Source organism: Kitasatospora sp. NPDC058046, assembly GCF_042885595.1.
Classification (GTDB): Bacteria; Actinomycetota; Actinomycetes; order Streptomycetales; family Streptomycetaceae; genus Kitasatospora.
In genome coordinates this window covers 97,256-119,443 of sequence record NZ_JBHVRS010000023.1, presented here as the reverse complement: position 1 = coordinate 119,443, position 22,188 = coordinate 97,256, and the positions used below count along the sequence as shown (strand labels likewise).

At 73.8% G+C, this 22,188-nt stretch carries 1 protein-coding gene; it reads right to left on the bottom strand.

Annotated features, from left to right (window positions below):
• Positions 1–98: 98 nt before the first annotated feature.
• Positions 99–22,184 (bottom strand): amino acid adenylation domain-containing protein, encoded by a 22,086-nt coding sequence (locus tag ACFVU7_RS35540; protein ID WP_388049461.1) that lies wholly within the window; start codon positions 22,182–22,184, stop codon positions 99–101.
• Positions 22,185–22,188 lie beyond the last annotated feature (4 nt).

Below are 22,188 nucleotides of genomic sequence, written 5' to 3'. Positions count from 1 at the left end.
GGTCTCTCCCCGAGTGCCGGGGAACCGTGGCCGCGGTTGCCCGGGCCCACGGTTCCCCGGCACTCGGGTCCCCGGCCGACGGTTCCCCGGCACGCCGCTCAGGAGAGCCGGCGCATCCTCTCGGCGAGGATCGGCCCGATCACCCGCAGCGCCTCCGGGCCGGCCATCGCGGCGTGGCCGCAGTCGACCGTGCGGTGGTCGAGCGGCCCGTCGATGTACGGGGCCCACATCTCCGGGGTGACCAGGTCGGACGGGTCCTTCCGGGTGGCCGCGAACACGACGGCCTCCGTCGCCACCGGCGTGTGCCGGTGGGCGGGGGTGATCCGGAGGTCGTTGGCCATGACCCGCAGGACGTCGGCGATCCGGTCCTCGGTGAAGTCGGCCACGGCCGCGTGGTGCTCACGGGCCAGCTCCGTGAACCGCGCGTGCGTGAGCGGTTCCCCGTCGCCGACGGGCACCCCGAACGCCGTCAGCAGCGTCCGGTACACCATGGACGTGTCGAGGGTCGCCTCCTCGGCGAGTTCCTCGGCGGTCCTGGGCCGCGCGGGCTGCGCGTCGAGGAGGACCAGGAACGGGACGTCGAACCCGCGCTCCCGCAGCCGGGCCGCCATGGCGTGGGCGACCACCCCGCCGAACGACCAGCCCAGCAACGGGAAGGGGCCCTCGGGACGCAGCCGGAGGAGCTCGGCGATGTAGTCGTCGGCGATCTCCTCGACGCTGCCCGGCAGGTCGTCCGGCTCGGACAGTCCACGGGCCTGGATGCCGTAGACGGGCACCTCCGCGGGCAGGTGGCGCAGCAGTCCGGCGTACGACCAGCTCAGGCCGCCGCCCGGGTGGACGCAGAACAGCGGCACGCCCTCGGCGCGGGGCCGCAGGGGCAGGACGACACCGAAGGCGTCGGCCGAGCCGTCGTGGTCCGCGTCGAGGCGGCGGGCGAGCCCGGCCACGTCGGAGGTCTCGAACAGGGCGCGCAGCGGCAGCTCCACGCCCAGCACGTCCCGGACGCGGTCGATCAGCCGGGTGGCGAGCAGGGAGTGGCCGCCCAGGTCGAAGAACCCGTCGTCCACGCCGACCCGCTCCACCCCGAGGACCTCGGCGAACAGCCCGGCCAGCACCGCCTCCTGGGGGGTGGCGGGCCCGCGGCCGGCGGCGGCGCCCCGGTCCGGGGCCGGTAGGGCTCGGCGGTCGAGCTTGCCGTTCGGGGTCAGCGGCAGGGCGGGCAGGGTGAGCACAACCGACGGCACCATGTACTCGGGCAGCCGCAGGCGCAGGGCGTCCCGGAGGTCGCGGCGTTCGGCGAGGTGCGGCGCGTCGGCCGGCTCGTCGGGCACCACGTAGGCGACCAGCCGCTGGTCTCCCGGCCGGTCCTCCCGCACCACCGCCACGGCGTGCGCCACCCCGGGCTGTTCCCGGAGCAGGACCTCGATCTCGCCCGGTTCAATCCGGAAGCCCCGGATCTTGACCTGCTGGTCGGCCCGGCCGGCGAACTCCAGCAGGCCGTCCCGGTTCCGGCGCACCAGGTCGCCGGTGCGGTACATGCGGGTGCCGGCCGGGCCGTACGGGTCCGCCACGAAGCGCTGGGCGGTCAGCCCCGGCTGCCCCAGGTACCCGCGCGCCACGCCGGTGCCGGCGATGTACAGCTCGCCCACCACGCCGGGCGGCACCAGGCCGAGGCGCTCGTCGAGGACGTGCACCCGCGTGTTGGCGATCGGCGTTCCGATGGGCGTGCGGTCCGGTGCCGTCCCGGGGGCGATGCCGGCCGCCGTGGACCAGATGGTGGTCTCGGTCGGTCCGTACAGGTTGACGACCTCGGCGGCGCGGGCGGCGAGGGTCCGCGCGAGGTCGGGCGGGAGCGCCTCGCCGCCCACCAGGACCCGGAGCCCGTCGAGGCACTCGGGCTGCTCGTCGGTGAGGGCCCGCCACAGCGTGGGGGTCGCCTGCATGACGGTGGCTCCGGTGGCCCGGAGCAGACCGGCGAGCGCGGCGGGCGTGCGGGCCGTGTCACGGTCGGCGAGCACCAGCGTGGCGCCGCTGGTCAGCGGCAGGCAGAGCTCCAGCACGGAGATGTCGAACCCGACGGTCGTCACACCCAGCCAGCGGTCCCCGGTGGTCAGCGGGAAGCGCGCGGCCATGTCGGCGAGGAAGTTCGACAGCGCCCCGTGCTCCACGACCACGCCCTTGGGCGCGCCCGTGGATCCGGAGGTGTAGAGGACGTAGGCCGGGTCCGCGGCACCGGCGACCGGCGCCGGGTCGGTGTCCGGGCACAGTGCCAGGGCGGCCGCGGTGCCGGGGGCGTCGGTGACGACCGTCGCCGAGGACGGACGCTCCGCGAGGGCGTCCGCTCCGGCGCCCGTGGCGACGGCGTCGCTGGTGAGCAGGAGGGCGGGGGCGGCCTCGGTGAGGATGTGCGCCACCCGGGCGCTCGGGAACTCCGGGTCGACCGGCAGGTAGGCCGCACCCGTCTTGAGGACGCCGAGGAGCGCGGCCACCAGGTCCGCCGACCGCTCGTACATCAGCGCCACCGTGTCGCCCGGTCGGACGCCCCGGGCGAGGAGCCAGTGGGCGATCCGGTTGGCCCGGGCGTCGAGCTGCGCGTAGCTCAGCCGTGCGGCCCCGGCGACCAGGGCCGTGGCCTCGGGCGTCCGGGCCGCCTGCGCGGCGAACAGCTCCGGCACGGTCGTCGCCGGCACGTCCCGGCCGGTGTCGTTCCAGCCCGACAGCAGCTGGTGCCGCTCCTCGGGCGTGAGGATGTCGACCTGGGCCACCGGCAGTTCCGGCCGCGCGGCCAGCCCCTCCAGCAGCCGCACCCACCGGCCCAGGAACCCCTCGACGGTGGACCGGTCGAACAGATCGGTCGCGAACTCCGCGACCCCGCGCACCCCGCCACCCGGCTCCTCGACCAGGCTGAGGGTGAGGTCGACCCGGGACACACCCGTGCCCACCAGCTCCTCCGCCACCTCCAGACCCGGCAGTTCGAAGCGGGCCTGCTCGGTGTTCTGCAACGCCAGCATCACCTGGAACAGCGGATGCCGAGCCGCCGACCGCCGGGGATTCAACTCCTCCACCAGGTACTCGAACGGCACATCCTGGTGCGCGAACGCGCCCAGACCCGCCTCGCGCACCCGGCCGACCAGCTCGGCGAACGACGGATCACCCGACACGTCCGTCCGCAGCACCAGCGTGTTCACGAAGAACCCGACCAGATCGTCCAGGGACCCGTCGGAGCGACCGGCCACCGGAGAGCCGATGGGGACGTCCTCCCCCGCACCCAGGCGGGACAGCAGCACGGCGAGACCCGCCTGCAGCACCATGAACAACGTGGCGTTCGACGACCGCGCGAGCTCGCCCAGCGCGCGGTGCAGGTCCGGCCCCAGCTCGAACGACGCCGCCCCTCCCGCGTACGAGGCCACCGCCGGCCGAGCCCGGTCGGCGGGCAGGCTCACCTCCTCCGGAAGTTCCGCCAACTGGCCGCGCCAGTAGGCGATCTGGCCGTCGCGCACCTCGTCCAGGACCTCGCGCTGCCACAGCGTGTAGTCCGCGTACTGCACCGGCAGCGGCTCCCACCCGGGCGCCGAACCCTCCAGCCGGGCCGTGTACGCCTCCGCAAGATCACGCGCCAGCGGCGCCAACGACCAACCGTCGCCCGCGATGTGGTGCAGCACGACGAGCAGGACGTGCTCCGACGGGCCCGAGGCGAACAACCACGCCCGGAGCGGGATCTCCGCCGCCAGGTCGAAGGCGTACCGGGCGGCCTCGGCCATCGCGTCGCGCAGTCCGTCGGCGTCGACCTCCACGGTCACCAGCGGGACCGACGCCTCGGCCAGCACCCGCTGGCAGGATCCGCCGTCCACTTCGGCGAACACCGTCCGCAGCGACTCGTGCCGGCCCACCACGTCGTCCAACGCGGCCGCCAACGCACCCCGGTCCAACGCGCCCGACAACCGCAGCCCCAAGGGCATGTTGTACGTCGCCGACGGCCCCTCCAAGCGGTGCAGGAACCACAACCGCTGCTGAGCGAACGACAACGGCAACCGCTCCGGCCGCACCCCCGCCGCCAACTCCGGGCGCACCACACCACCGGAGGACAACCGCTCCGCCAGCCCGGCCACCGTCGACGACTCGAACACCGCACGCAACGGCAGCTCCACACCCAGGACCGACCGCACCCGGCTCACCAGCCGTGCCGCCATCAACGAGTGGCCGCCCAGGCCGAAGAACCCGTCGTCGATCCCGACCCGGTCGACCCCCAGCACCTCCGCGAACAGACCGCAGAGGATCTCCTCCTGCGGCGAGCGCGTCGTCCGCACCGCCCGCGGCACGTGGTCGGGGTCGGGGTCGGGCAGGGCGGCCCGGTCGAGCGCACCGTCCGCCGTCAGCGGGAGGGCGGGGACGGGCATGACCACCGCGGGCAGCCGGTGTTCCGGCAGCCGGTGCTTCAGGTCCTCGTGCAGACGCGACACGGAGAACTGGTTCATGACGAGCGGCACCACATAGGCCACCGACCGCGTCGCCTCGCCGTCCACCACCACGGCGGCCTCGGCGACGCCGGGCAGTGTCCGCAGGACGGCTTCGATCTCCAGAGCGGCGGCCAACGGGTCGGCGGGGCCGACGAGTTCCAGGTGCCCGTCGTCGGTCCGGCGGCGGGCCAGGTCGCCCGTGCGGTACATCCGCGCGTCCGGCGTACCGAACGGGTCCGGCACCCAGCGCTCCGGGTCGCTGCCGGCCAGGTCGCTCTCCGCACCCCTGGCGTACAGCTCGCCCACGACACCCCGCGGCACGAGTCGAAGGTTCCGGTCCAGGACGTAGTCCAGTCGCGACAGTTCGCGGTGTTCGTCGGGGGTGAGGATGTCGGCCTGGCCGACCGGCAGCTCCGGCCGCGCGGTCAACGCCTCCAGCAGCCGCACCCACCGGTCGAGGAACAGCTCGACGGTGGACCGGTCGAAGAGGTCCGTCGCGAACTCGGCGACGCCCCGCATGCCGCCGCCGGGCTCCTCGGCGAGGCTGAGCGTGAGGTCGACCCGGGACACGCCCGTGCCCACCGGCTCCTCCGCCACCTCCAGGCCGGGCAGTTCGAACCGGGCCTGCTCGGTGTTCTGCAAGGCCAGCATCACCTGGAACAGCGGATGCCGCGCCGCCGACCGCCGGGGGTTCAACTCCTCCACCAGGTACTCGAACGGCACGTCCTGGTGCGCCAGGGCGCCCAGACCGGCCTCACGCACCCGGCCCACCAGCTCGGCGAACGAGGGATCTCCCGACACGTCCGTCCGCAGCACCAGCGTGTTCACGAAGAACCCGACCAGATCGTCCAGCGCCTCGTCCGAACGCCCCGCCACCGGCGAACCGATGGGGACGTCCTCCCCCGCACCCAGGCGGGACAGCAACACGGCCAAGGCCGCCTGGAGCACCATGAACACCGTGGCGTCATGGGCCCGCGCCACCTCGCCGACGGCACGGTGCAGAGCCGGATCGAGGACGAAGGACGTCATGTCGCCGGCGTACGAGGCCACGGCCGGCCGGGCCCGGTCGGCGGCCAGGCTCACCTCCTGCGGGAGCTCCGCCAACTGGCCGCGCCAGTACGCGATCTGGCCGTCGCGCACCTCGTCCAGGACCTCGCGCTGCCACAGCGTGTAGTCCGCGTACTGCACCGGCAGCGGCTCCCACCCCGGCGCCGCATCCTCCAGTCGGGCCGCATAGGCCTCGGCCAGGTCGCGGGCCAGCGGCGCCATGGACCAGCCGTCACCCGCGATGTGGTGCAGCACGATGAGCAGGACGTGTTCGGACGGTCCGGTACTGAACAGCCAGGAACGGATGGGCAGTTCAGTCGAAAGGTCGAAGGCGTGCCGCGCTGCCTCGTCCAACTCCCGGCGCAAAACTGCCGGTTCGACCTCGGACACCTCGAACGGCACCCGCACCCCGGTCAGCACCCGCTGGCACGGCTCGCCGTCCACCTCCGCGAACACCGTCCGCAGCGACTCGTGCCGGCCCACCACGTCATCCAACGCGGCCACCAACGCACCCCGGTCCAACACACCCGACAACCGCATCGCCAACGGCATGTTGTACGTCGCCGACGGCCCCTCCAAGCGGTGCAGGAACCACAACCGCTGCTGAGCGAACGACAGCGGCAACCGCTCCGGCCGCACCCCCGCCGCCAACTCCGGGCGCACCACACCACCGGAAGACAACCGCTCCGCCAGCCCGGCCACCGTCGACGACTCGAACACCGCACGCAACGGCAGCTCCGCACCCAGCACCGACCGCACCCGGCTCACCAGCCGCGTCGCCAGCAGCGAATGCCCGCCCAGGTCGAAGAAGTCGTCGTCGATCCCGGCCCGTTCGACCCCCAGCACCTCCGCGAACACCTCGCACAGCGCCGCCTCACGCGCCGAACGGGGCCCCCGGCCGCCCTCCGACACCGACCCGCCGAAGTCGGGCACCGGCAACGCGGCCCGGTCCACCTTCCCGCTCGGCGTCAGGGGAAGCCGGTCCAGGGGGACGACGGCCGCCGGGATCATGTGCTCCGGCAGGGTAGCCCGCAGGTGTTCCCGGAGCTGCCGGGTGTCGATCCCGGTGCCCTCCTCCGGCACCGCGTAGGCCACCAGGGTGTTCTCCCGGGCGACGACCAGGGCCTGGCGAACCGCCGGATGGGTGGAGAGAGTCGCCTCGATCTCGGCCGGCTCGATCCGGAAGCCCCGGATCTTGACCTGCTGGTCGGCCCGGCCGAGGAACCGGAGGACGCCGTCGGTCGTCCAGCGGGCGAGGTCTCCCGTGCGGTACATGCGGTCGCCGGGTGCGCCGAAGGGGTTGGCCACGAACCGCTCGGCCGTCACTCCCGGCCGCCGCAGGTAGCCGTCGGCCAACTGGACTCCGGCGATGTACAACTCGCCGGGGGCGCCGGGGGCCACCGGTCGCAGCGCCGCGTCGAGCACGTACAGGCGGGTGTTCCAGACCGGCCGGCCGATGGGTACGACCCCCGGGTCGGCGACGCTGTGCCAGGAGGTGACGTCCACCGCGGCCTCGGTCGGGCCGTAGAGGTTGTGCAGTTCCGCGTGGGGCAGCGTGTCGTGGAACCGCGCGGCCAGGTCCGCCGGGAGCGCCTCCCCGCTGCACATCACCCGGGTCAGGCCGGTGCAGCGGGCAGTGGACTCGTCGGCGAGGAACGCTTCCAGCATGGACGGCACGAAGTGGACGGTGGTGACGGCCTCCGTCTGGATCAGCCGGCTCAGGTAGGCCGGGTCCCGGTGGCCTCCGGGCTCCGCGACCACGAGCGTGGCGCCGGTGACGAGCGGCCAGAAGAACTCCCAGACGGAGACGTCGAAGCTCGACGGGGTCTTCTGGAGCACCCGGTCGTCGGGGCCGAGCCCGTACTCGTCCTGCATCCACAGGAGCCGGTTGACGATGGCCCGCTGCGGGACGACAACGCCCTTGGGGCGCCCGGTGGAGCCCGAGGTGTAGATCACGTAGGCGGGCAGGCCGGGGTGCTGTGCGACGGCCGGCCCGGTGGCGTCACCGCCGTCCCCGTCGAGCAGCCCGCTGATCAGGTCGAGGTCGTCGACCACGTACGCGGGCTCCGCGTCACGGCACATGAACGCGGTGCGCTCCGCCGGGTAGTCCAGGTCCAGCGGCAGGTACGCGGCACCGGCCTTGTGCGTGGCCAGGAGCACGGCGACCAGTTCGACCGACCTGGGCAGCGCCACGGCCACCGTGTCGCCCGGTCGGACGCCCTGGGCGATGAGCCAGTGGGCGATCCGGTTGGCCCGGGCGTTCAGCTGGGCGTAGGTGAGCCGTTCGGCCCCGGCGACCAGGGCCTCGGCCTCGGGCGTCCGGGCCGCCTGTGCGGCGAACAGCTCCGGTACGGTCGTCGCCGGCACGTCCCGGCCGGTGTCGTTCCAGCCCGACAGCAGCTGGTGCCGCTCCTCGGGCGTGAGGATGTCGACCTGGGCCACCGGCAGTTCCGGCCGCGCCGCCAGCCCCTGCAACAGGCGCACCCACCGGTCGAGGAACCCCTCGACGGTGGACCGGTCGAAGAGGTCCGTCGCGAACTCGGCGATTCCCCGCATCCCGCCGCCGGGCTGCTCGGCGAGGCTGAGGGTGAGGTCCATCCGGGACACGCCCGTGCCCACCGGCTCCTCCGCCACCTCCAGGCCGGGCAGTTCGAAGCGGGCCTGCTCGGTGTTCTGCAAGGCCAGCATCACCTGGAACAGCGGATGCCGCGCCGCCGACCTGCGGGGGTTCAACTCCTCCACCAGGTACTCGAACGGCACATCCTGATGCGCCAGCGCACCCAGACCGGCCTCACGCACCCGGCCCACCAGCTCGGCGAACGACGGATCACCCGACACGTCCGTCCGCAGCACCAGCGTGTTCACGAAGAACCCGACCAGATCGTCCAGCGCCTCGTCCGAACGCCCCGCCACCGGCGAACCGATGGGAACGTCCTCCCCCGCACCCAGGCGGGACAGCAACACGGCCAAGGCCGCCTGCAACACCATGAACAACGTCGCGTTCGACGACCGCGCGAGCTCGCCCACTGCGCGGTGCAGGTCCGGATCGAGGGCGAAGGTGGTCACGTCACCCGTGTACGAGGCGACTGCCGGCCGCACGCGGTCGGCGGCCAGGCTCACCTCCTGCGGGAGCTCCGCCAACTGGCCGCGCCAGTACGCGATCTGGCCGTCGCGCACCTCGTCCAGGACCTCGCGCTGCCACAGCGTGTAGTCCGCGTACTGCACCGGCAGCGGCTCCCACCCGGGCGCCGCACCCTCCAGCCGGGCCGTGTACGCCTCCGCCAGATCACGCGCCAGCGGCGCCATGGACCAGCCGTCACCCGCGATGTGGTGCAGCACGATGAGCAGGACGTTTTCGGATGGTCCGGTACTGAACAGCCAGGAACGGATGGGCAGTTCAGCCGCCAGGTCGAAGGCGTACCGCGCGGCCTCGTCCAACTCCCGGCGCAAACCTGCCGGTTCGACCTCGCACACCTCGAACGGCACCCGGACCCCGGTCAGCACCCGCTGGCACGGCTCGCCGTCCACCTCCGCGAACACCGTCCGCAGCGACTCGTGCCGGCCCACCACGTCACCCAACGCGGCCGCCAACGCACCCCGGTCCAGCACACCCGACAACCGCAGCCCCAAGGGCATGTTGTACGTCGCCGACGGCCCCTCCAACCGGTGCAGGAACCACAACCGCTGCTGAGCGAACGACAACGGCAACCGCTCCGGCCGCACCCCCGCCACCAGCTCCGGCCGCGCCACCGCACCCGAAGCCAGCCGCTCGACCAGCCCGGCCACCGTCGGCGACTCGAACACCGCACGCAACGGCAGCTCCGCAGCCAACCGTTCACGGACACGGCCCATCAACCGCATCACCAGCAGCGAATGGCCGCCCAGGTCGAAGAAGTCGTCGTCGATCCCGACCCGTTCGACTCCCAGCACCTCCGCGAACACCTCGCACAGCGCCGCCTCACGCGCTGAACGGGGCCCCCGGCCGCCCTCCGACACCAGGGCGCCGAAGTCGGGCGCCGGCAACGCGGCCCGGTCCACCTTCCCGTTCGGCGTCAGGGGTATCGCGGGGACGGCCGTGACCAGGGAGGGGACCATGTACTCCGGGAGCCGCCCGCGCAGTTCCCCGGCGATCGCGGACGGGTCGAACCCGGTGCCGGGCTCGGGCACCACGTAGGCGACCAGACGGACATCGCCCTCCCGGACGGTGTGGACGACGACGGTGGCGTGCGCCACCCCGGCGCAGCGCCGCAGCCCCGACTCGATCTCCCCCGGTTCGATCCGGAAGCCCCGGATCTTGACCTGGTGGTCGGCCCGGCCGGCGAACTCCAGCAGGCCGTCCCGGTTCCAGCGGGCGAGGTCGCCCGTGCGGTACATGCGGGTGCCGGCCGGGCCGTACGGGTCCGCCACGAAGCGCTGGGCGCTGAGCCCCGGCTGCCCCAGGTACCCGCGCGCCATACCGGCGCCGGCGACGTACAGCTCGCCCACCACGCCGGGCGGCACCAGGCCGAGGCGCTCGTCGAGGACGTACACCTGCTTGCCGGTGACCGGCCGGCCGATCGGCAGGGACGGCTCGGGGTCGTGGCCGGGCGCCATCGCGTGCAGGGTGGCGAAGGTGGTGGTCTCACCCGGTCCGTAGCCGTTGACCACGGTGAGGTCCGGGCAGGCCGCCATGACGCGCCGCACCGGGCCCTGCGGGACGACCTCGCCGCCGGTGAAGACCTGGCGCATGGACGCGAAGCAGTCGGGGTGGTCCTCGGCCATCGCCTTGAACAGTCCCGCGGTGATCCACATGGAGGTGATGCCGTGGTCGCGGACGATGTCGCGCAGATGCGGTCCGTCGAGCGGCACGTCGGGGGCGATGACGACCCGGCCGCCGAGCAGGAGGGGCATCCACAGCTCGAACGGCAGGGCGTCCCAGGCGGTCGGCGAGTGGAGGAGCACCCGTGCGGGGTACCCGCCGACCACGGGGTCGTCGGCCAGGGAGGTGATGTCGGCGTGGGTGAGCCCGATGCCCTTCGGGGTGCCGGTGGATCCGGACGTGTAGATGACGCAGGCCAGCTGGTCGGGGTCGGGGGCCGCGCCGCGGTCGCCGGCGGACGGGGCGGACGGGGACGTGGACGGGACGTGTGCGGCGTCGTCCTGGACGAGCAGCACCTGGTCCCCGGGCACGAAGGCCGGGACGCGGGTCGGCGAGTCGGTCAGCAGCAGGTTGACGTCGTTGTCCGCCCACATCCTGCGGACCTGGCTCTCCGGGTACCGCGCGTCGAGCGACAGGTACATGCCGCCGGCCTTGACCACGGCCAGCACCGCGACCACGAAGCCGATCGACCGCGGCATGGCGATGGCCACCAGGCGTTCCGCGCCGACCCCACGGCCGATCAGCTCGTGGGCGAGGCGGTCGGCCCGCTCGTCGAGCTGGGCGTACGTGAGCCGGGTGCCGTCGGCGACGACCGCGACGGCGTCGGGGACCCGCTCGACCTGCGCCCGGAACGCCGTGACCAGGCTGCGCGCGGGCAGGTCCGTGTCGTTCCGGCCCGGCAGCAGCTGCCGGCGCTCCTCGGGGGTGAGGATGTCGACCTGGGCCACCGGCAGTTCCGGCCGCGCGGTCAGCCCCTCCAGCAAGCGCACCCAGCGGTCGAGGAGCACCTCGACGGTGGAGCGGTCGAAGAGGTCCGTCGCGAACTCCGCGACCCCGCGCATCCCGCCGTCAGGGTCCTCGGCGAGGCTGAGGGTGAGGTCGACCCGGGACACGCCCGTGCCCACCGGCTCCGCCACCACCTCCAGACCCGGCAGTTCGAACCGGGCCTGCTCGGTGTTCTGCAAAGCCAGCATCACCTGGAACAACGGATGCCGCGCCGCCGACCGCCGGGGGTTCAACTCCTCCACGAGGTACTCGAACGGCACGTCCTGGTGCGCCAGGGCGCCCAGACCGGCCTCGCGCACCCGACCGACCAGCTCGGCGAACGAGGGATCTCCCGACACGTCCGTCCGCAACACCAGCGTGTTCACGAAGAACCCGACGAGGTCGTCCAGCGCCTCGTCCGAACGCCCCGCCACCGGCGAACCGATGGGGACGTCCTCCCCCGCACCCAACCGGGACAACAGCACGGCCAACGCCGCCTGCAACACCATGAACACCGTGGCGTCATGGGCCCGCGCCACCTCACCGACGGCACGGTACAGAGCCGGACTCAGCCCGAACGACGCCGTCTCTCCCGCGTACGAGGCCAGGGCCGGCCGAGCCCGGTCGGCGGGCGGGCTCACCTCCTCCGGCAGGCCAGCCAACTGACCGCGCCAATACGAGAGTTCATCCTCCCGCACACCGTCCAGCAGCTCGCGCTGCCACAGCGTGTAGTCCGCGTACTGCACCGGCAGCGACTCCCACCCCGGCGCCGCACCCTCCAGCCGGGCCGCATAGGCCTCGGCCAGATCACGCGCCAGCGGCGCCATGGACCACCCGTCACCCGCGATGTGGTGCAGCACCACGAGCAGGACGTGCTCCGACGGACCGGTACCGAACAGCCAGGAACGGATGGGCAGTTCGGCCGCCAGGTCGAAGGCGTACCGCGCCGCGCCCGCCAACGCCGCATCCAGAGCGGCGGGTTCGACCTCGCAGACCTCGAACGGCACCCGCACGCCGGTCAGCACCCGCTGGTACGACGCGCCGTCCACCTCCGCGAACACCGTCCGCAGCGACTCGTGCCGGCCCACCACGTCGTCCAGCGCGGCGGCCAACGCACCCCGGTCCAACACACCCGACAACCGCAGCGCGAGCGGCATGTTGTACGTCGCCGACGGACCCTCCAGCCGGTGCAGGAACCACAGGCGCTGCTGGGCGAACGACAGCGGCAACCGCTCCGGCCGCTCCCCCGCCACCAGCTCCGGGCGCACCGCACCGCCGGAGGACAACCGCTCGACCAGCCCGGCCACCGTCGGAGTCTCGAACACCGCGCGCAACGGCAGTTCCACGCCCAGCACCGACCGCACCCGGCTCACCAGCCGCGTCGCCAGCAGCGAGTGACCGCCCAAGTCGAAGAAGTCGTCGTCGATCCCGGCCCGGTCGACCCCCAGCACCTCCGCGAACAGGCCGCAGAGGATCTCCTCCCGCGGTGTACGGGGCCCGCGTGCCGACCGCGACGCGTAGTCGGGAGCCGGGAGGGCCCGCCGGTCGAGCTTGCCGCTGGAGGTGAGCGGCAGCGCGTCGAGGGCGATGACGGCGGACGGCACCATGTACTCGGGCAGCCGTTGCCGCAGGGCGTCCCGCAGCCCGGCCAGGACGCGGCCGGTCGTCCGGGAGCCCAGGGGGTTGTTCACCAGGGCCGACAGGGGCTTGTCCTGGGTGTACGCCGGTCGGTGCACGTCCGTGTAGACGGCGTCCGCGCGTCCGCCGGGAACGAGTACGGCGTCGAGGGCGTCCGGTGCGCCGGGCGCCCAGGTGGTCAGCACCTGGCAGCCGTGCCGCTCGCCCCAGTCGTGCAGGGCCTCCGGGTCGACGGCCCCGGGTGCGGTCCCGTCGGCCCGCCCCGTGCTCAGCCGGGCGCGGAGCCGTTGCGGCGACGCCTCGTGCGCGAGTTCCTCCGCCGCCGCGACCTCTCCGGTCAGCCGGCTGTTGACGAGGCCGGTGACCCGGACCGGCCCGGCCCCGGAGGTGAGGGCGTCCAGGCCCGCCAGGTCCTGGAGGCTCGTGAGATCGCGGCCCCAGACGAGTTCCGGCACGTTCGCGAGGGACTCGGCCCGGGCGGTCCCGTCCGCCTTGTGCAGGACGACCTCGTAGCGGTGCCTGGTCAGCTCGTTGTGGTGGGCGCCGCGCTTGAGCCGGATGTCGACGCCGGCCACCGCCCCGGGGTGGCGCCGCGCCCAGACGGTGAAGAAGTCCGGGTCGATGACCAGTTCCTTCTCCATGATCACCGCGTGTTCCACGGCCGCCCTGAGCTGCTCGCCAGTGCTGTCCTCCGCCGCGTGGCCGAGGTGGATCCCGGTCTGGAAGGCGCGCAGCGAGCCGCGGTGGCGGACGTCGCCCACGACGATGCGCCCGCCGGGGGCGAGCCGGCCGAGCGCGCCGTCCAGGACCCGGGCCAGGTAGTCGGCGTCGGGGAAGTACTGGATGATCGAGTTGAGGACGACGGTGTCGAAGTACTCGGCCGGGATGTCGTCCACGACGTCGGCGGGCCGGCACAGCAGCCGTACCCGGTCGGCGAGTCCGGCGGTCTCGCACTGGGCGGTGAGGCGTTCGATCACGGGCGCGGAGAAGTCCGTCGCCCAGTAGGTCTCGGCCCGGGGGGCCAGCGGGCCGAAGAGCAGGCCGGAGCCCACGCCGATCTCCAGGACGCGCCGGGGCGGGCGTTCCGTGATGCGCCGCACCGCGGCGTCGCGCCAGTCGCGCATCTCGTCGAGCGGGATCGGCTCACCGGTGTAGGAGCTGTTCCAGCCGGTGAAGTCCTGGCCGAACCCGGGTGTCTCCGTCCCGGCACCGCCGTAGACGTCGTCGTAGATCTCGCGCCACTCGTCCACCTGGTCGTCCTCGGCGCCCTCGCCCTCGGGCACGATGTACGCGACGAGCCGCGGGTCGCCCTCGCGGTCCTCGCGGACCACCACCACGGCCTGGGCGACACCGGACTGCTCGCGCAGGACGGCCTCGATCTCGCCGGGTTCGATCCGGAAGCCGCGGACCTTGACCTGCTGGTCGGCCCGGCCCAGGTACTCGAGTTGCCCCTCCGCCGTCCAGCGCACGACGTCGCCCGTGCGGTACATGCGGGTGCCGGCCGGGCCGAACGGATCGGCCACGAAGCGCTGGGCGCTGAGCCCGGGCCGGTCGAGGTAGCCGCGGGCCAGGCCCGCGCCCGCCAGGTACAGCTCGCCGGGGACGCCCGGCGGCACCGGCCGCAGACGGTCGTCCAGGACCCGGACCCGGGTGTTGTCGACGGGGCGTCCGATCGGTACGTCCCCGCCGGCGAGCGGCTCGCTGATGGCCGCGACGACCGTGGACTCGGTCGGGCCGTAGGCGTTGACCATGCGGCGTCCCGGCGACCAGGTCCGCACCAGGTCGGCGCCGCACGCCTCGGCTCCCACGATCAGGGTGCGGAACCCGGTGAGCGCCTCGGCGGATCCGGCCGGCAGGGTGCCGAGCACGGACGGCGGGATGAGCGCGTGGGTGATCCGGCGGTCGGCCAGGACGTCGGCCAGTTCGGCGCCGACGAGGCGGTCCCGGCCGCCCAGGACGAGGGCGGCGCCGGCCGCGAAGGCCATGGTCAGTTCGAGGACGGCCGCGTCGAAGCCGGGCGACGACAGCTGGAGCACCCGGGAGTCGGGGGTGACCGCGCACTGTCGCAGCAGGGTGCTCGCCAGGCTCCCGAGGCCCTGGTGGGTGACGACGACGCCCTTGGGCACGCCGGTGGAGCCGGAGGTGTGGATGACGTAGGCCGGGTGGCCGGGGTGCGGCGGTGCGGCGGGCTCCGGGTCGTGGTCGGGGCAGCCGGCCAGGGCGGCGGCCGTCCCTGGGTCGTCGGTGGCCACGGTCTCGGTGCCGTCGTGCAGGGTGCCGATCGTGTCGGCGAGCGCCCGGGTGGTCAGGATCAGCTCCGGGGCGGCGTCGGCCAGGATGTGGCCGACCCGCTCGGCGAGGTACTCGGGGTCGAGGGGGACGTAGGCGGCGCCCGCCTTGAGGACGCCGAGGACGGCCGCGATCTGCTCGGGCGAGCGCTCGTAGAGGACGGCCACGTGCTGCTCGGCGCCGATGCCCCGGGCGCGCAGCCAGTGGGCGATCCGGTTGGCGCGGGCGTCCAGCTCCCGGTAGGTCAGTTCGACGTCCTCGCAGACCAGGGCCGTCGCGTCAGGGGTGCGGGCGGCCTGGGCGGCGAACAGCGCCGGCAGGCTCGAGCCGGTGGTGTCGCGGGTGGGGCCGGCGTTCCACCCGGTGATCCGCGCGTGCTCCCGCGGGGTGAGGATGTCCGCCGCGCCGATGGGGGCCGCGGGGTCGTGGAGCAGGGCGCGCATGAACGCGGTCCACCGGTGGATCAGGGCGTCGACGGTGGAGGCGTCGAAGAGCTCCGTGGCGTACTCGACGTAGGCGTCGATGCCGGCGGGTTCGCCGTTCGCGCCGTGGCTCTCCGTCAGGCTGAAGAAGAGGTCGAAGCGGGAGGTCCCGGTGCCGACGAGTTCCGGGCGGACGTCGAGTCCGGGCATCCGGAACCGGGCCTGCTCGTTGTTCTGCAGGGTCAGGGCCACCTGGAACAGCGGGTGGTGGGCGGTCGAACGGTGCGGGTTGATCTCCTCCACCAGGGACTCGAAGGGGACGTCCTGGTGGGCGTAGGCGGCGAGGCTGGTTTCCCGTACCCGGCCGACGAGTTCGGCGAACGACGGGTCGCCCGAGGTGTCCGTGCGCAGGACCAGCATGTTGACGAAGAAGCCCACCAGCCGGTCGAGCGCCTCGTCGGTCCGGCCGGCGATGCCGCTGCCGAGCGGGATGTCGGTGCCGGCGCCGAGCCGGGTCAGCAGGGCGGCGAGAGCGGCTTGCAGGACCATGAAGACGGTGGCGTCGTGGGCGCGGGCCAGTTCGCTCAGCGCGCGGTGCAGGTCCGGGTCGAGCGCGAAGGGGGTCACGTCTCCGGCGTACGAGGCCACGGCGGGCCTCGCCCGGTCGGCGGGGGCGCTCACCTCCGTCGGGAGGTCGGCCAACTCCTGTCGCCAGTAGTCCACTTGGCGGCCGAAGAGGCTGTCGGGATCGTCCGCCCCACCCAGGAGGTCCCGCTGCCAGAGGGTGTAGTCCGCGTACTGCACCGGCAGCGGCTCCCACTCCGGCGCCGCACCGTCGAGTCGGGCCGCGTAGGCCTCGGCCAGGTCGCGGGCCAGCGGCACCATGGACCACCCGTCGCCCGCGATGTGGTGCAGCACGACGAGCAGGACGTGTTCGGTCGGGCCGGTGCTGAACAGCCAGGACCGGATGGGCACTTCGATCGCCAGGTCGAAGGCGTACCGGGCGGCATCGTCCAACTCCTCGCGCAGGTCGGCGGTTTCGAGCTGCCGCGTCTCCAACGGCACCTCGAACTCGGCCAGCACCCGCTGGCACGGCTCGCCGTCCACCTCCTCGAACACCGTCCGCAGCGACTCGTGCCGGCCCACCACGTCGTTCAGCGCGGCCGCCAGCGCCGCCGGGTCCGGCTCCCCCGACATCCACAGCGCGAGCGGCACGTTGTACGTCGCCGACGGGCCTTCCAACTTGTGCTGGAACCAGAGGCGTTGCTGCGCGAAGGAGAGGGGAAGGACGTCCGGTCGGGAGACGGGCGCGAGGCGGGTGCGCCGCTCCCCGGTTCCGCGACCGAGACGGAGTGCCAGGGCGCCCGGGCTCGGGTGCTCGAACAGCTCGCCGGGCTGGACCTCGGCGTCGAGGACACCGCGGACGCGGCTGATCAGGCGGGTGGCGAGCAGGGACTGGCCGCCGATGTCGAAGAAGCTGTCGCCGGGTGCCACCCGGGTGAGGCCGAGCAGTTCGGCGAAGAGCCCGCAGAGGACCGCCTCCCGGGCGTGCGGCTCGTCGGCGCCGAGGATCTCGACGGGGGCGAGGTGGGCCGGCAGGCGGTCGCGGAGCTCCTGGAGCACCTTCGGGGACGGGCCGGGCAGGACGTAGGCCACGAGCCTGGTCTCGGCCCGGGCCGTCGTCCGCTCCTGCTCCTGCTCCTGCTCCTGCTCCTGCTCCTGCTCCGCGGGATCTTCGGCCCGCACCAGGACGGGGATCGCGTGGGAGACCTCGGGGTGTTCGAGCAACTGGTCGCGCAGTCGGTCGAGCAGACGGCGGCCGCGCTCGTCCTCCCGGCCGCCGGACAGCAGGCCGGCCAGGGAGAACGACTCGGCACCGGTGGCCGCGATCCGGCGCGGGCGGCGTACCAGTCGGCGCAGGACGGAGGGCACCGGCCCGGTGGAGCGCTCGCGCAGGCCGACGGAGTCCAGGCGGACGGGAGCCACCACGGGCCGGCGGGCGCGGATCGCGAGGTCGAGGAGGGCGAGGGCCCGCGGCGTGGGCAGCGGCAGGACGCCGGAGCGCCGGATGCGGCCGAGGTCGCCCTCGTCGAGACCGGCGGTCATGCCGGACTCTTGCTCCCACAAGCCCCACGCCAGCGAGAGACCCGGCAGCCCCCGGGCCGACCGCTCCTGCGCCAGCGCGTCCAGGAAGGTGTTCGCCGCCGCGTAGTTCGCCTGACCGGCACCGCCGATCAGGCCCGAGACCGAGGAGTACACGACGAACGCGGCCAGCCCGGGGCACCGCTCCCGCGTCACCTCGTGCAACGCCCACGCGCCGTCCACCTTCGACCGCAGCACCTCCCCCAGCGCCTCCGCACCCAGCGACACCAGCACCCCGTCGCGCAGCACCCCCGCCAGGTGGAACACGCCCGTCAGCGGACGCCGGGCCACCACCTCGTCGACCAGCACCCCCAACGCCACCCGGTCGGCCGCGTCACACGCCCGCACCTCCACAGTGCGCGCGCCCAACCCCAGCAGCTCGTCCCGCAGTGTCGCCGCCCCGGGCGCCTCCACACCCCGACGGCCCACCAGCACCAGGTGCCGCACCCCGCACGCCACCACCAGATGACGCGCCAGCAACGCCCCCAGCACCCCCGTACCGCCCACCAGCAAGACCGCCCCCTCCGGATCCAACGACACCGGGGCCCGGAATTCGGCCGGTGCCGTCCGGGTGAGCCGGGGGGCGAGCAGGGTGCCGTCGCGCAGGGCGAGTTGCGGCTCGCCGCTCGCGAGGGCCGCGGCCAGGACGCCGCGGTCCGGGTCGGTGTCGACGTCCAGGAGGACGAAGCGGTCCGGGTGCTCGGTCTGGGCGGAGCGCAGCAGACCCCCCAGGACCGAGGCCGGCAGCGCGCTCACGCCCTCGTCGGGGGCGGTGGCGACGGCCCCGCGGGTGAGGACGACGAGGCGTGAGCGGGCCAACCGCCCCTCGGCCAGCCAGTCCTGCAGCACCTCCAGTGCGCGCTGGGCGACGGCCCGGGCCGCGCCGGGCACGTCCCGCCCGTCGCCCTCCATGTCCAGGCAGGGGAGGATCACCATGCCGGGCACCTCGGCGGCCCGGGCCAGGGCGGCCAGGTCGGGGTACGCCACGGCACCGGGCAGAGCGAGCACGTCGGCGGAGCCGAGCACGCCCCAGGAGTCCTCGGCGGAGGGCCGGACGGCGTGGCCGCCGAGTGCGGTCCAGTCCAGGTGGAACAGGTCGTCGTGAACCTCGGACTCGACCCTGCCCTCGATGTGCTGACTCATCGTCACTTCACCGATGCTCAGCACCGGTTCGCCCATCGCGTCCACCGCCGACACCCGCGCGGTGCCGGCTCCCGTGGGCGTCAGCGACACGTGCAGCGCGGTGGCCCCGGTGGCGTACAGCTCGACGCCGGACCAGGTGCGGGGCGCACCGGTTCCGGCGAACGGTCGCAGTGCGGCGGCCAGCAGCACCGGGTGCACGCCGTACCCCACGGGGTCGGTGTGGGCCGGGAGTTCCACATCCGCCCGGAGGACCTCGTGGTCCGGGCCCGTGGCGGCCGGCGCCGGCCCGGCGTCGACCGGGGTCTCGGTCAGTTCCCCGGTGGCGTGCCGGATCCAGGTTCCGGAAGCCCGCGAGAAGACGGCGAGGGAGCAGCGGCCGCGGCCCAGCGCCTCGATCACGACCTGCACGTCGGTCGCGGTCCGTCCGAGGCTCAGGGGCGTCTCGACGGTCAGCCGCTCCAGCCGGTCGCACCCGGCCCGGTCGGCCGCGGCCAGCGCCAGTTCGAGCAGTACGGCGTGCGGAACGTCCGCGGCCCAGGGGTGGGTCGTGGGCGAGAGGCGGCCGGTGAGCACCCAGCCGTTCCCGTCGGGCCGCTCGACCGCCGCGCCCAGCAGCGGGTGCCCCACCGTTTCGAGACCCGCGGAGGCCACGTCCGCGACGGCGGTGTCCTCCTTCAGCCAGTAGGACCGGCGCTGGAAGGCGTAGGTCGGCAGCTCCACCGGCCGCGCCCCGACAAAGAGCTGGGACCAGTCGACGGGCAGTCCGCCGGCGTGGAGGCGGGCCGCGTTCGTGAGGATCTGCCGGACGGCCCCGTGGTCACGGCGCAGGGAGCCCACGACGACCCGCTCGCCGCCGAGGGTCTCCTCGATGCCGGCGGCCAGGACGGGGTGCGGGCTGGATTCCACGACGAACCCGTGGCCGCCGTCGGCCGCGGCCTGGACGGCCTCCTGGAACCGGATCGGCCGCCGGAGGTTCTCGTACCAGTAGTCGGCGTCCAGCCGCGCGGTGTCGAGGGCGGTCGCGGTGACGCTGGAGTAGAAGGCGGTGTCGCAGGTCGTGGGGGTGATGCCGGCCAGCTCCGCCAGGAGCTGCTCACGCAGCGGCTCGACGCTCGCGGAGTGGGAGGCGTAGTCGACGTCGATGCGGCGGCTCACGATCCCGCGCGCCTCGCAGCGGGCCGTGACCTGGTCGAGGGCCTCGGGGCCGCCCGAGACCACGGTCGAGGAGGGGCCGTTGACCGCGGCGATCTCGGCATGGCCGTCGACGGTGGCCAGCAGTGCGCGCACGTCCTCGACCGGGGCGGCGACGGAGACCATGCCACCGGTGCCCGCCAGGCGCAGCAGGGCCCGGCTGCGGATGGCGACGATCTTGGCCGAGTCGTCCAGGGACAGCGCGCCCGCGACATGGGCGGCGGCGATCTCGCCCTGGGAGTGGCCCACCACCGCGTCGGGACGCACGCCCAGGGAGCGCCAGACCGCGGCCAGTCCGATCATCACGGCCCAGAGGGCCGGCTGGACGACGTCGACCCGGTGCAGCGGGGGTGCGCCGTCACGGCCGTTCAGCACGTCGAGCAGGGACCAGTCGACGTACGGGGTCAGGGCCTGGTCGCAGGCGCGGAGCTGTTCCTCGAACGCCGGTGACCCGGCGAGCAGTTCCCGTGCCATACCGGCCCACTGGGAGCCCTGGCCGGGGAAGACGAAGACGGTGCCGCGCCGACCGTCGGGGGGCGTGGTGGAGGGCGTGACGGTGACGTTGTCCGCCGTACCGCCCTCGGCAAGGGTCCGCAATCCGGCGAGCAGTTCCTCCCGGCCGGCGCCCGTCACGACGGCACGCTGCTCGAACAGCGAGCGCTGCGCGACCAGCGACCAGCCGACACTGCCCGCCCCGACCTCCGGGCGCTCCGTCAGGTGCTCCGCCAGCCGGCCCGCCTGCGCCCGCAACGCCTCCACCGACCGCCCGGACACCACCCACGGCACCACGTCCAGATCCTCAACAGGGCGCCCAGCTACGGCAGTTGGCTCTTCGGCGACCCCTTCCACGATCACATGCGCGTTCGTCCCACTGATCCCGAACGAGGACACACCCGCCCGTCGCGGCCTGTCCAGCTCAGGCCACTCCCGCGCCTCGGCCAGCAGCTCCACCCCGCCCGAGGACCAGTCCACATGCGACGACGGCACCTCCGCGTGCAACGTCCGCGGCAGCACCCCGTGCCGCATCGCCAGCACCATCTTCATCACACCCGCCACACCCGCGGCGGCCTGCGTATGACCGATGTTCGACTTCACCGAGCCCAGCCACAACGGCACTTCGCGCTCCACCCCATAGGCGGACAGCAAGGCCTGCGCCTCGATCGGATCACCCAGCCGCGTCCCCGTCCCGTGCGCCTCCACCGCGTCGACGTCACCCGCCGACAACCCGGCGTCCTCCAAGGCCCCGCGCACCACCCGCACCTGCGCCCGACCGCTCGGCGCCGTCAACCCGTTCGACGCACCGTCCTGGTTCACCGCCGAACCCCGCACCACCCCCAACACCCGGCGCCCCGCCCGCCGCGCATCGGAAAGCCGCTCCAGCACCAGCACGCCGCAGCCCTCGCCGAACCCCGTCCCCTCGGCCCCCTCACCGAAGGCCCGGCACCGGCCGTCCGGGGACAGACCGCCCTGTTTGCCGAGTTCGACGAGCGTGGACGGGCCCGCCATGACGGTGACACCGCCGGCCAGCGCCATCGAGCACTCGCCCCGCCGCAGCGACTGCACCGCCAGGTGCAGCGCCACCAGCGACGACGAACACGCCGTGTCCACCGACACGGCCGGACCCTCCAGCCCCAGCACATAGGCCACCCGGCCGGACGCGACACTGGCCGTGTTCCCCGTACCGGCGTAGCCCTCGGCCTCGGCGGGGACGGAGGACAGCCGGGAGACGTACTCCCCGGAGATCAGCCCGGTGAAGACCCCGGTCGCACTGCCCTTCAGGGTGTCGGGACGGATCCCCGCCCGCTCCAGCGCCTCCCAGGACACCTCCAGCAGCAGCCGCTGCTGCGGGTCCATCGCCTCGGCCTCGAGCGGCGAGACACCGAAGAACCCCGCGTCGAACAGGTCCGCGTCGTGCAGGAATCCGCCGCTCCGGGTGGGGATCGAGCCGGGTCCCCGCGCGTCCTGGTCCCGGGCCGGGGCGCCGGAGCCGTCCAGGTTCCATCCCCGTCCCTCGGGGAAGCCGGAGATCGCGTCGCGCCCCTCCGACAGCAGCTGCCACAGGTCTTCCGGGGACTTCACCCCGCCCGGGTAGCGGCACCCCATCCCCACGATCGCGATGGGTTCGTGGGCCTTCTCCTCCAGTTCCCTGGCCTGCTGTCGTGCCTCGCGCAGGTCCGCCGTGGCGCGCTTGAGGTAGTCGCGGAGCTTGGCTTCGTTGGACATGGGGCTCACCTTT